Below are 13,513 nucleotides of genomic sequence, written 5' to 3'. Positions count from 1 at the left end.
GTAAAATTAAACATTAAAAAGGAAAAGATTGTAATGAATAACAAGAAATAGCTTCCTAACTTCATGGGATCGAATCCCGAAAATTATTTATAAAAGAAATGTTTCGTCCGTTATTACGAAATCGTTTGAAACTTTAAACTTTGCCGCTTTACATTTTTGTCACCCGAAATAAAATCAATAAATTAGCCACTTGAAATCCTATACAACATAACAATGAAAAACACTGCGCTTACGCACATACACGAGAGTTTGGGAGCAAAAATGCTTCCGTTTGCCGGATACAATATGCCTATTTTATATGAAGGTGTGAATGCAGAACATGAAACCGTTAGAAATGCCGTGGGTGTTTTTGATGTTTCTCACATGGGTGAATTTTTGCTTACCGGACCAAATGCGTTGGCTTTAATACAAAAAGTAACTTCTAATGATGCCTCCACTTTAACAATTGGAAGAGCACAATATTCTTGTTTACCAAACAATGACGGCGGAATCGTAGATGATCTGATCGTTTACAAAATGAAAGAAGAACAGTATTTATTAGTGGTAAATGCTTCGAATATTGATAAAGACTGGGACTGGATTGCTGCACATAACGATTTGGGTGTAGCAATGAGCAATTTGTCTGATGATTATTCATTATTGGCGATTCAGGGTCCTAAAGCTGTCGAAGCCATGCAGTCGTTGTCTTCGTTAGATTTGGCTGCTATTCCTTATTATCATTTTGAAGTGGGCGATTTTGCAGGAATTGATAACGTAATAATCTCAGCGACAGGCTATACTGGATCTGGAGGATTTGAGATTTATTGCAAAAATTCAGAAGTGGAACAAATTTGGAATACCGTTTTTGAAGCTGGTGCCCCTTTTGGGATTAAACCGATCGGTCTTGCCGCTCGTGACACCTTACGACTGGAAATGGGATTTTGTTTATACGGAAATGACATCAACGATAGCACTTCTCCACTTGAAGCTGGTTTGGGCTGGATCACTAAATTCACAAAGGAATTTACCAATTCAGAAAATCTGAGAAAACAAAAAGAAGCGGGAGTTTCTAAAAAGTTAGTGGCTTTTGAAATGCAGGAACGTGCCGTTCCAAGACATGATTATGAAATCGTTGATACTTCAGGAAATCCAATAGGAATCGTAACTTCCGGAACCATGTCCCCATCAATGAATAAAGGAATCGGTTTAGGTTACGTTACAACCCAAAACAGCGCTTTAGACAATGACATATTTATCAGAATCCGTAAAAATGACGTTCCCGCCAAAGTGGTAAAACTGCCTTTTTACAAGAAATAAAAATAAATGAAAACAATTTCACTTGTATTATTCTTGACTGCATTTTCATTATTTGGTCAAAATGATGTCAAAACTTGTGAAATACTTTCTAAAATAAATGCGTTAATTCAGCGTGAACATATTAATCCAAAACCGGTAGACGACAGTTTATCGGTTTTTGTTTTTGATCGTTTTATTGACGAACTTGATCCTTCCAGAAATATTTTCCTAAAATCAGAATACGATACCTTATCTCAAAAATACCGCCTGAATATCGACAACCTGATCAAAGATAAAGCGTGTGGTTTTCTAAGCGATATTGTTTCAGTGTACAAAAAAGATCTTTTAAGAAATAAGCACCTTTTAGAAAGAATTGATAAAGAAACCATCGATTACGAAGGAAAAGACACGATTCGGTTTTATAAAAAAGCATACCCAATCTATTTGCTGGACAATCAGGTGGAGAAAGTCTGGAGAAAAAAAATTCGATATGAAATTCTCGATGATATGGCTCAGGTAAGTAAAAATCTGGATTCTATTAAAACCAATTTTAATGCCCTGGCACTGCATTCTAAAAATACAGTTATACAAAATGAACTTTGCAGAATAAATAGCATTTTAGAAAATGAATCGAACCTGGAAGAAAGCCTTTACAACCATTTTTGCAGTTACTTCGACCCACACACTGCCTATTTTAGCGATGACTCCAAGTCAAATTTTGTAGCTTCATTATCAAAAGAGCATTTATCATTGGGACTGAATGTCAGCTTAAATGAAAAAAGCGAAATTATTGTAGGTGAATTAGACCCCAATGGTCCTGCATTTCTAACCGGAAAAATAAAAAAAGGAGATCAGATTGTTTCGATTTCAAACCTAAAGGAGACTTTATTGGTTTCCTGTGCTTCATTGGAGTCCATTTCGAATATGATTCTCTCAGACGCCAACAAAAACATTGTATTAACACTGCGACGCAATTCCGGAAAAAGCTTTGAAGTACTTGTAGAAAAGCAGGTCATAAAAGACGAAGAAAATACCGTCTACAGTTTTATTGTGGAGAAAGACATCAAAATAGGGTATATAAAAATCCCTAGTTTTTATGCTGATATAGAAGGCAACAGCGGCAAAGGCTGTGCTCAGGATGTTGCCAAAGAAATAATCAAATTACAAAAAGACAACATCAAGGGATTAGTTATCGACCTGGTGGATAATGGGGGCGGATCGATGGAAGAAGCCATAAAATTAGCTGGCATATTTATTGACGAGGGTCCAATATCCATAGTAATTGACAATAAAAAAGTACAAACCACCATTGACGATCCCTTTAAAGGAATGCTTTACAAAGATCCAATTGTACTTCTGATAAATGGTAATTCGGCATCAGCAAGCGAGTTTTTCGCATCGGTTCTTCAGGACTATCACCGCGCGTTATTGATCGGAAGCACTACTTTAGGTAAAGCAACCATGCAAACCATAGTTCCCTTAGAAGAAAATGACAATGAGAATTTTGTTAAAGTAAGTATCAATAGATTTTACAGAATTACAGGAAAGAGCCATCAAAGTGTGGGCGTTTTTCCAAACGTACAAATGCCGGAAATCTATGAAACAATTTTTCAAAAAGAGCAGGACTTCCCCACGGCTTTCAAAAATGACAGCATTGAAACTTTTATTAAATTCAAACCGTACGTGAAAAATAATTTGATACAAAAAATAGAACAAAAGAGCCAACTGCGAATTCGTAACGACTCTTATTTTAATGCAATTAACACGATCAATAAAAGAATCGATGATTTGGTAAACCAACCCAAAAAAGCAATACCATTGACCATTGAAACGGTTTTTGAAGAGCAAAATGAAGTCAGTGCCTTATGGGAAAAGATCAATACTTTTGATTCCGCAAGCATTAATCTGAATGTGTACAATTCAAATTTAAATACACTCCTTCTCGCCGTTCATCCATCAGAAAAAAATAACAATCAATTCCAATTGGATGCACTAAAAAAGAATCATTATTTGAATGAAGCCATTACAATAATTGAAGATTATAATACCTTAAAATAAAACAATACCACTAATTTATTTAATTCGTCAAAAGAATTTGATTTGATTTTGGTAAAATAACTAATAACTGTATTTTTGCAGTTCAAAATAATAAACTAGCAATGGGAAGAGCGTTCGAGTTCAGAAAAGGAAGAAAAATGAAACGTTGGTCAGCAATGGCCAAAGCATTTACCAGAATTGGTAAAGATATTGTAATGGCTGTAAAGGAAGGCGGACCAAATCCTGATGCCAACTCAAGATTAAGAGCTGTTATTCAGAATTCCAAGGCAGTCAATATGCCGAAAGAAAATGTAGAACGCGCCATCAAAAAAGCAACAGATAAAGACACTGCGAATTATAAAGAAGTTTTATTTGAAGGATATGCACCCCATGGAATTGCAATTCTGATTGAAACAGCTACCGACAATAACAACAGAACTGTTGCCAATGTCAGAAGTTATTTTAACAAATGTAACGGCACACTGGGAACACAAGGTTCGGTTGAATTTATGTTTGATCATACTTGTAATTTTAGGATTCCGGCAAACGGAATTGACCCTGAAGAATTGGAATTAGAATTAATCGATTTTGGTGCTGAAGAAGTTTTTGAAGACGAAGACGGTATTTTAATTTATGCGCCTTTTGGAAGTTTTGGGACCATTCAAAAAGAATTAGAAAACAGAGAATTGGAAATTCTTTCTTCCGGATTTGAAAGAATTCCTCAAATAACTAAAAAACTGTCTGAAGCTGAAATGGCTGATGTAGAAAAACTAATTGAAAAACTGGAAGAAGATGATGACGTGATGAACGTATATCACACGATGGAAGAATAAATGTAAGCCTATCACAATGCTGTCTTATGAGCAGTTGCAAACTCCGGATCGCTCCGGAGTTTTTTGTTTTTATAATCTCCGCACCGTCCTTCCTGCTGACCAGGAAACGAAATGCCCCATAAAACACAAACTCCATCAGCTTTCAGTTGATGGAGTTTTTTTTATAGTTAAAACAGTATATTCTATTTTATAAATTCAATTTTTTGAGCTTCTTCTTCGTTGATACTATCAAAGAATCCTTGTTCATTCATCCAGTCATCGCTGAATACTTTACTCATATAACGAGAACCATGATCCGGAAAAATGGCAATTACATTACTGTTTTCATCAAATTCACCCTCATCAGCATATTGTTTTATGGCCTGCATTACCGCTCCGGAGGTATATCCTACAAATAAACCTTCTTTTCTGGTGATTTCCCTGGCAGCATGCGCACTTTCTTCGTCAGTAACTTTCATGAACTTATCAATAAGATCAAAATCAGTTGCAGATGGAATTAAGTTTTTACCTAAACCTTCAATTCTATAAGGATAGATTTCATCGTTATCGAATTCTCGGGTTTCGTGGTATTTTTTTAATACTGAACCGAAAGCATCAACTCCAAGAATTCTAATATTGGGATTTTGTTCTTTTAGGTATTTTGCTGTTCCGGAAATCGTTCCTCCTGTTCCGCTACAAGCAATAAGGTGAGTGATTTTACCATTGGTCTGTTTCCAAATTTCAGGACCGGTAGATTTATAATGTGCATCAATATTCAATTGATTGAAATATTGATTGATGTATACAGAACCCTTCGTTTCTTCATGCAAGCGTTTCGCTACATTATAGTATGAACGCTCATCATCAGCGGAGACATGTGCCGGACAAACATAAACTTTCGCTCCCAAACTGCGTAGCATGTCTATTTTATCTTTAGATGATTTAGAACTTACTGCAAGAATACAGTTATACCCCTTTATGATACTTACCATCGCCAAACTAAAACCAGTATTCCCTGATGTAGTTTCGATAATAGTATCCCCAGGAGATAAAATCCCTCTTTTTTCAGCTTCTTCGATTATGTATAATGCGATTCTATCTTTAGAAGAATGTCCCGGATTAAAAGCTTCTACCTTTGCATAGAAATTACCTTCTAACTCTTCGGTGACTTTATTTAGCTTAATAAGTGGGGTGTTACCTATTAATTCTAAAACATTATTATAAGCGTTTATTTCTTCTTTCATAAAAAAATAGTTAGTCGCAGGTAATTTTTAATTCAACCACGAACGATGCAAATTTAACAAAAAAATTCTAATTACTTTTTAATTTTCTCTAAATCTAATAAAAAACTAAATTCTTTTGCTAATTCCTTTATAGCTTCAAACCTCCCGGACGCTCCTCCGTGACCAGCATCCATATTAGTATCAAGATATAAAACATTCGCATCCGTTTTCATTGTTCGCAATTTCGCAACCCACTTCGCTGGTTCCCAATATTGTACCTGTGAATCATGAAGACCTGTAGACACATACATATTGGGATAATTTTGTTTCTTGATATTATCGTAAGGAGAATAGGACAACATGTATTGGTAATATTTCTTTTTATTTGGATTCCCCCATTCATCATATTCTCCGGTCGTAAGAGGTATGCTGTCATCAAGCATCGTAGTAATTACATCCACAAAAGGAACCTGCACTACTACTCCATGATACAATTGAGGGGCTAAATTCACCACAACTCCCATTAATAAACCTCCGGCAGAACCACCTTCGGCATATAAATGTTCGGGTGAAGTGTATTTTTGATCAATCAGAAATTTAGAACAATCGATAAAATCAGTAAATGTATTTTTCTTTTTTAACAACTTTCCGTCTTCATACCATTGCCTTCCTAAATCTTCACCACCACGAATGTGTGCTATCGCAAATACAAATCCTCTATCCAGTAATGTTAATCGTGTAGAAGAGAACGTGGCATCCATAGAATGTCCATAAGAACCGTAGGCATATTGCAACAAGGGATTATTTCCGTCTTTTTTCAATTCTTTTCTGTAGACCATCGAAATTGGAATTTTGGTTCCATCTTCGGCAGTTGCCCAAACACGTTCTTCTTTATAATTATTTTTATCGAATTTCCCGCCAAGAACCTGTTGCTCTTTTTTTACCTCTTTTTCCTTGGTTCGCATATTAAAATCAATAACCGAAGAGGGAGTTGTCATAGATTGGTAGCCATAACGTAAAATTTCCGTTTCAAAATCTACATTGGCTGTCGTATAGGCTGTATAGGTCTCGTTTTCAAAAGGCAAATAATATTCCCCTGCTCCGCCCCAAGGCATAATTCGGATTTTATTCAAACCATTCGACCGTTCTTCAACCACTAGATAATTCGCAAAAATTTCGATATCTTCCAATAAAACATCTTCTCTATGTGCAATAACTTCGGTCCAATTTTCTTGCGATGTGGCTGTTTCTGGCGTTTTCATCAATTTGAAATTTTCCGCTTTGTCTTTATTTGTTAAAATATAAAAACTGTCTTTATAATGATTGATGCTGTATTCAACGCCTCTTATTCTTTTTTGAAAAATTTCAAATTTCCCATCCGGAGTGTCAGCATTTAAGATTCTATATTCTGTTGTCAGTGTACTTCCAGACTCAATTGCAAGGTATTTTTTAGATTTGGATTTTGCGATTTCGACATTATAAGTATCGTCTTTTTCAAAATACACCAATACATCATCCGCTTGTTTTGATCCTAATTTATGTTTAAAGATCTTGTCGGATCGCAAGGTAACTTCGTCTTGCGAAGAATAAAAAATGGTATGATTGTCATTTGCCCAAACAGCAGTTCCGGTAACTTTTTCTATTGTATCTTCTAAAATTTCGTTGGTTTCCAAACTCTTAACCTGAATGGTATATATTCTTCTTCCGACAGTATCCGTACTAAAAACAGCTAATTTATTATCCGGACTTATGCTCAGACCTCCTAATTGGAAATAGGGCTGACCTTTAGCCAATTCATTACAATCAAACATGATTTCTTCTTTTGACGAAAGACTTTCCTTTTTTCGGGAATAAATAGGGTAATTTTTTCCGGTTTCAAAACGGGTTATGTAGTAATACCCATTATATAAATAGGGAACAGACTCATCATCTTCCTTAATTCTACCCTTCATTTCTTCAAACAATTCCTTTTGAAAATCTTTGGTATGGTCCGTCATTTTATGATAATACTCATTCTCTTTATTCAGATAATCAATAACTTCCGGATTTTCTCTGTCGTTCAACCAAAAATAATCATCAATTCTTGTATCCCCTAAGTTCTCTAAAGTTTTTGGAATCCTTTTAGCAACTGGCGGTTGTATATTTTCTGGCATTGTTTGCGCGTTTATTTTAATAAGTGAAGCTACAAAAATAACACAAAGACATTTTAAAACGATTCAATTTTCTATCTAATTTAACATGCTTATTAGACCGAATGTAGTAATTTCGTAATTCATAATTAAAATTTATCAAAATGGATTTAATGGGAATGATGGGAAAACTAAAAGAAACCCAACAAAAAATAGAAGACACTAAAAAACGTTTAGACACTGTCCTTATAGATGAGCAAAGCACTGATGGTCTATTAAAAGTTACTTTGACAGCCAATAGAAAAATAAAATCAGTCACAATTGATGATTCTTTATTGGAAGATAAAGAGCAATTAGAAGATTATTTGATTCTGACTATAAATAAAGCGATTGAAAATGCAACCAGGGTAAATGAAGCGGAACTTGATGCTGTGGCAAAAATGGACATGCCAATGATTCCAGGAATGGACAATCTTTTTAAATAAAAAAATTTCAAGTGTACGGTTTAACGTTTTTGACAGTGCTCAAAACTTTAAACCGTCCCCTCTTGAAACAAATCCTTTAAACCACTATACTAATTTTTGCAGTGTTTCCATAACATAGGTATGCATCACTTCACGATAATCAAGGTGTGTTACTATTCTCAACTTTCCATTGCCCATAGAACTGATTGAAATATTTTTTTGTTTTAATAATTCAATTAAATTCTTTTCAATGCAATTCGGTACTAATGAAAAAATCAAGATATTAGTCTCGACCGGTTCAACCGAAGCTACCCAACTTACCTTTTTTAATACTTCGGCAATTTCTTTAGCTCTCCTATGGTCGTCGGCAAGACGCTCAATATTATTATCGAGAGCGTAAATTCCGGCTCCCGCCAAATAGCCTACCTGACGCATTCCGCCACCTAATATTTTTCGGATTCGCAACGCCCTGTGAATGGTAGCTTTATCAGCCAGTAAAACCGAACCAATTGGTGCCCCCAATCCTTTAGACAAACAGACAGAAATAGTATCGAATAATTTCCCAAATGCCTTTGGATCGTGTTTTTTAGCGACCAACGCATTCCAGATTCGGGCGCCATCCATATGAAATTTCAAATTATTAGCATCGCAAACCTGCTTTATTTTTTGTAAATCTTCCAATTCATAACAGGCACCACCCCCTTTATTGGTTGTATTTTCCACACAAACCAAACTCGTTAAAGGACTGTGATAAAACTCCGGATCATTAATCGCACCGGCGACTTGTTCAGCAGTTATCATTCCGCGGTTTCCGTCTAGTAAACAACAGGAAACACCGCTGTTAAATGAAACACCACCACCTTCGTAATGATATATATGCGCATATTTATCAGCAATTAATTGCTCGCCCGGTTGTGTATGCAATTTTATCGCCGTTTGGTTTGCCATAGTGCCTGATGGAAAAAAAAGCCCTGCTTCCATCCCGAACATTTCGGCAACTTTAGCTTCCAGTTCAATAACAGTCGGGTCTTGTTTGTATACGTCATCTCCTACTTTGGCATTCAACATATGCACTAACATTTCGCGAGAAGGTTTGGTTATCGTATCGCTAACTAAATTTATTTCCATATTCTAAAAACTATATCTTATTTTTGTGTCACAAAATTACATAATACCGTTTGTTAATTCAAACTAGTTCAGTTAAAACTAAACTAAATGAATGATATAACGGCATTTTTTATAAATATTTGAAAACAGACCTATTTAATTATTATAATTTATGACAACTACCGAACAAATAAAGGGTATTGTAGAGCGCCTTGGTGCGTTGAGGAGGTATCTTTGACGTTGATGCCAAACTAATTGAAATTTCAAACGAAGAAGAGAAAACTTTTGCTCCCGATTTTTGGAACAATGCAAAAGAAGCTGAAATCATTGTAAAAAATCTTAGAAATAAAAAAAAGTGGATTGAAGATTACAACAAAGCAGTCGAAATGACTGACGAGTTGCAACTGGCCTATGATTTTTATAAAGAGGGAGAACTTACTGCTGAAGAATTAGACGAGCAATACGCCGTAACCCAAGCTCATATTGAAGCCATAGAATTCAAAAACATGCTTTCGGACGAAGGAGATACTTTGAGTGCTGTTGTACAAATAACCGCTGGTGCCGGCGGAACTGAAAGTTGCGATTGGGCGGAAATGCTGATGCGTATGTATATGATGTGGGGCGAAAAATACGGTTATAAAATAAAAGAACTGAATTTCCAAAAAGGAGAATCTGCGGGTATTAAAACCGTAACACTCGAATTTGAAGGCGATTATTCTTTTGGCTATTTAAAAGGAGAAAACGGCGTACACCGATTGGTTCGGATATCCCCTTTTGACAGTAATGCCAAGCGGCACACTTCATTTGCTTCCGTTTATGTGTATCCGCTTGTAGATGACAGTATCGAAATTGATATTAATCCTGCCGATATTGAAATTACAACCTCGCGATCCAGTGGTGCAGGAGGCCAAAATGTAAATAAAGTGGAAACCAAAGTACAATTGTTTCATAAACCAACGGGAATCCAAATACAATGTTCTGAAACACGGTCACAACAAGATAACAGACAACGTGCCATGCAAATGTTACGATCTCAATTGTATGAAATTGAGTTAAAAAAGAAACAGGCACAACGCGCTGATATCGAAGCCGGAAAAATGAAAATAGAATGGGGTTCCCAAATCAGGAATTATGTGATGCAGCCCTACAAGTTAGTCAAAGATGTTCGTACCGGTTATGAGACCAGTAATGTCGACGGCGTTATGAATGGAGAAATTGATGAATTCCTGAAAGCCTATTTAATGATGATGGGACAGAAGGAAGAAGAATAAATCTTTCCTTGCCCTGTTCTTATGGGATACTTTCAAGTGAAAACAAATGATAAAAAATCTTCTCTACTTTCGTTTATCGAAATGTTTGAGAGGATTTTTTTTTTAATTCTAACAACTTTTTTTATTCGTTTGCAATAGGACTATTTACAAACCGTTTTTCAAAACATTTAAATTACCCATTATAATCGTTGGGTTTCGTTTAGGATCCAACCAATTTACCATTCTCTTCATAATTTCCTCATTAATAGCGACGCAACCAGCGGTAAAAGAAGATTTTTTGACAGCCAAATGAAAAAATATTGCGCTCCCTTTTCCTTTTATAATTGGGTTTGTATTGTATTCTATAACCAAACAATACTTGTAGGCATCGGTATTTAATAATAGATTTTCATACGACTTTGCATTAGTAGGGCCTTTTACATGGGTATTGTAGTCCTCTGAATTGGGATCGTCAATCCATTTATCATCCGCAGTGGTTTGTTGGTTTTCCAATAGTGTGTTTCGTTGTTTTTCATACGCATATAATTTTCCCAAACGAAATATTCCTGTCGGGGATTTCCCATCGCCTTCCCTTTTATTCCCTGGCGTGGCAAAACCATTCTTACCTATCCCAACGGCTATCGGATCCTGTTTTACAACCCACTTCTTATCTTTTTTCTCTAAGGCTACGAAAAAAGCGTTATAATTTTCCGGCTGATCATTATACACCACCAGCAACTGTCCGCTATTTTCTAATTTACTTTTATTATGAGCTGCAATCAATACTGCATTTTCAATCACATCAGTATTTGTTTGAGCCTGCAGATCATGACAAAAAAACAGTACTGCAGGTAAAAATAAAAATCGGTTTAAAAGTTTCATTTTATTGAGGTATAGTATGCAACAGCCGGTAATAAGACCACACCGGCATTATAAATTCGATTATATTTTCACCTGCAAACATAGCAAATTAATCGGATAACCATCCGCTGTTCCAGAATCGATTATTAAAAAGCTAATTGTAAAACCTATAGCCATTCAATCAATGAAACCCCGACGCCAACAGTAGTTTGCAGGTTATTATAATCGATTAGCGTTTCACCATAACCATGAGAGACTAACAAATACCCTTTGAGATTATTTCTAATCGGATACGACCAGGAAAAAGAGGCGTTCCCTCTGGATTTTGAATTAAAATTCAGATTATGACTGCCAATAAAGGAAAGTATATTTCCATTTTTGGTGTAGATAACATTCACATCGCCTCGTCCAACATACTCTGAAATATCCGGATTATCATCCTTTCCGGCAGGCATTCGAAACCAGGGCCTAACATAAACAGTCCAATTTTTGCGCTCCAATCCGGCATGAAGAATAATCCTGTTCCAGCTCCGGGAATAAGGATCGCTTTTTCCATTGGATTCATGATTGAATGCTGCACCTAGCATTCGGGCTTTAAAACCAAAAATTTTAAATTTAACAGGAACATTCAAAATCATTTCCGGTTCATAATTAACTTCCCTAAATGGACGCGAAAGTTTAGTGTTATAGATTTGCCAATGCGATATTTGCGTGTAGGCAACCCATAAATCACCAAGCCCCCAAAAAACACCCTGTAAAATTTTCGTCTTAAAACTCAATTGAAATTTAGTCTCAATACTACTATAGTCAATGGCTTCCGGTGCAATGTAATCAGGATCTATATTTCCTGAATGCGGTTGTACATTAACGTTATTTGACCATCGAATGGGTAACACATACATTGGTTTATACGGAGTAACCAAAAATGTCCCCCGTACTGAAGTAGTATCCAACTCCCAACGTTCAGTCAGATTCCGGAGCTGTGTTTTACTATTAAACAAGGCCTGAATCTGCGCATTTACAGTAAAACAAGAAAAGAAAAATATAAAAACAGAGCTCTTTATTCGTAGTAATTCCATAACATATAGTGGTATATTAACCCGCAAAACTAATTGTTTAAAGCCACCATTTGTTGCATATTTATTTTTATTAGTTGCATAAATCCCACTTATAATCGTGTTAAAGAATCGCGAAAGATTAGGAATTATAAACCCAATTTGTTTTATTTGACGGCTATAACAAAACCAAATCCAATTTACGCTTAATGAAATCCTATTCAATCCAAGAAATAAATGAAATTTTAAAAGGAGTTATTGTCGGAAGCACTTTCCAAAACATCACTGCTCCTGAACAACTTGAAGTAGCTAACGAATCCGAAATTTCTTTTATCGGAAACAAAAAATACGAAAAACTTTGGGCAACTTCCAAAGCAGCCGTAGCGGTTGTAAACGAGGATATTTCAATAGAACCAGGAGAAAACAGAGCTTTCATTAAAGTAAAAAATGCCGATTTGGCGATGTCACAAGTACTAGCACTTTTTGCCCCTCCCACCCCACTATTCACTATTGCTATTCATCCCACTGCGGTTATAGATCAAACCGCAATTATTTGTAATGGTGTTCAAATCGGTGCAGGCTGCTATATAGGACCTAAAGTTGTACTCGGAGATAATACAACAGTATACCCAAATGTTACTATTCTGGATGACTGTACCATAGGAAAAAATACTGTAATATGGTCCGGATCAGTAATCAGAGAGCGTTGTCACATCGGAAATGATTGTATTATACATCCCAATGCAACAATTGGAGCAGATGGTTTCGGTTTTCGTCCCGATCCCGAAAGAGGTTTGGTGAAAATCCCACAAATTGGAAATGTAATTATAGGCAATAATGTTGAAATTGGTGCCAATACTTGCGTTGACCGAGGAAAATTCAGTTCGACTGTTTTAGGTGACGGCTGTAAAATTGATAATTTAGTCCAGATTGGTCATAACAGTAAATTGGGCCGTTTTTGCATTATGGCCGGAAATAGCGGACTAGCTGGCTCAGTAACATTAGGAAACGGGGTTATCATTGGCGGAAGCGCTTCTATAAAAGACCACACAACTATTGGCGATGGTGCCATTGTAGGTGCTGGTTCCGGTGTTACAGGAGATATTCCTGCAGGAAAAACCATGTTAGGTTATCCGGCTGTTGAAGCTCGCGATGCATTAAAACAATGGGCCATTTTGAAAAGACTCGTAAATGAATCCAAAAACAAATAATCACTTTTTTTTATTAAATTCATAAAAAAACAGGAGTTCGCTTCTGTTTTTTTGTTTTAATACCAAATATAGGTTCGATTTTCTTTCTA

11 protein-coding genes are annotated in these 13,513 nt (G+C 35.9%); 6 read left to right on the top strand and 5 right to left on the bottom strand.

The window, feature by feature from the left end:
- The first annotated feature begins 213 nt into the window (after positions 1-213).
- The 3 genes from gcvT (at position 214) to ACNQGH_RS15935 (ending at position 4,145) form a co-directional block, all read left to right on the top strand.
- The gene (gene gcvT / locus ACNQGH_RS15945; protein WP_417957023.1) at positions 214-1,296 is read left to right on the top strand and encodes a glycine cleavage system aminomethyltransferase GcvT; all 1,083 of its coding nucleotides are present in this window, start codon (positions 214-216) and stop codon (positions 1,294-1,296) included.
- Between the two features lie 6 nt (positions 1,297-1,302).
- Positions 1,303-3,333, top strand: a complete 2,031-nt coding sequence (locus ACNQGH_RS15940) for a carboxy terminal-processing peptidase (RefSeq protein WP_417957022.1) — start codon at positions 1,303-1,305, stop codon at positions 3,331-3,333.
- A 101-nt stretch (positions 3,334-3,434) separates the two neighbouring features.
- Entirely contained in the window at positions 3,435-4,145 is a 711-nt protein-coding gene (locus tag ACNQGH_RS15935) for a YebC/PmpR family DNA-binding transcriptional regulator (protein ID WP_417957021.1), read from the top strand.
- 182 nt (positions 4,146-4,327) lie between these two features.
- On the opposite strand, the gene ACNQGH_RS15930 is transcribed toward ACNQGH_RS15935, so the two are convergent.
- Together ACNQGH_RS15930 and ACNQGH_RS15925 are read right to left on the bottom strand one after the other, a co-directional pair.
- Positions 4,328-5,368, bottom strand: coding sequence for a cysteate synthase (locus ACNQGH_RS15930; protein ID WP_417957020.1), 1,041 nt, complete (start codon positions 5,366-5,368; stop codon positions 4,328-4,330).
- Between the two features lie 71 nt (positions 5,369-5,439).
- Positions 5,440-7,500, bottom strand: coding sequence for a S9 family peptidase (locus ACNQGH_RS15925; RefSeq protein ID WP_417957019.1), 2,061 nt, complete (start codon positions 7,498-7,500; stop codon positions 5,440-5,442).
- 140 nt (positions 7,501-7,640) lie between these two features.
- Here ACNQGH_RS15925 and ACNQGH_RS15920 point away from each other — a divergent pair, with 140 nt between their 5' ends.
- On the top strand, positions 7,641-7,961 hold the full coding sequence (locus ACNQGH_RS15920; RefSeq protein ID WP_417957018.1) for a YbaB/EbfC family nucleoid-associated protein: 321 nt from the start codon (positions 7,641-7,643) through the stop codon (positions 7,959-7,961).
- A gap of 84 nt (positions 7,962-8,045) precedes the next feature.
- On the opposite strand, the gene ACNQGH_RS15915 is transcribed toward ACNQGH_RS15920, so the two are convergent.
- Positions 8,046-9,068, bottom strand: a complete 1,023-nt coding sequence (locus tag ACNQGH_RS15915; RefSeq protein ID WP_417957017.1) for a threonine aldolase family protein — start codon at positions 9,066-9,068, stop codon at positions 8,046-8,048.
- A gap of 151 nt (positions 9,069-9,219) precedes the next feature.
- On the opposite strand from ACNQGH_RS15915, the gene prfB reads away from it, so the two are divergent.
- Positions 9,220-10,318 (top strand): peptide chain release factor 2 gene (gene prfB, locus ACNQGH_RS15910; RefSeq protein WP_417957016.1). Its coding sequence is split into 2 segments (ribosomal slippage): positions 9,220-9,282 and positions 9,284-10,318, totalling 1,098 coding nucleotides; the frame shifts between segments, so codons are not numbered across the junction.
- A gap of 144 nt (positions 10,319-10,462) precedes the next feature.
- Here prfB and ACNQGH_RS15905 read toward each other — a convergent pair.
- Positions 10,463-11,179 (bottom strand): L,D-transpeptidase family protein, encoded by a 717-nt coding sequence (locus tag ACNQGH_RS15905; protein ID WP_417957015.1) that lies wholly within the window; start codon positions 11,177-11,179, stop codon positions 10,463-10,465.
- A gap of 146 nt (positions 11,180-11,325) precedes the next feature.
- Positions 11,326-12,237, bottom strand: a complete 912-nt coding sequence (locus ACNQGH_RS15900; protein WP_417957014.1) for a phospholipase A — start codon at positions 12,235-12,237, stop codon at positions 11,326-11,328.
- A gap of 185 nt (positions 12,238-12,422) precedes the next feature.
- On the opposite strand from ACNQGH_RS15900, the gene lpxD reads away from it, so the two are divergent.
- A complete protein-coding gene (gene lpxD, locus ACNQGH_RS15895) occupies positions 12,423-13,424 on the top strand; it encodes a UDP-3-O-(3-hydroxymyristoyl)glucosamine N-acyltransferase (RefSeq protein WP_417957013.1) in 1,002 nt (333 codons plus the stop codon).
- Positions 13,425-13,513: the final 89 nt, after the last annotated feature.

The organism is Flavobacterium kochi, assembly GCF_048286715.1.
In the GTDB taxonomy this organism is placed as follows: Bacteria; Bacteroidota; Bacteroidia; order Flavobacteriales; family Flavobacteriaceae; genus Flavobacterium.
The sequence above is the reverse complement of the archived record's forward strand: the minus strand, read 5'-3'. Positions and strand labels throughout refer to the sequence as shown.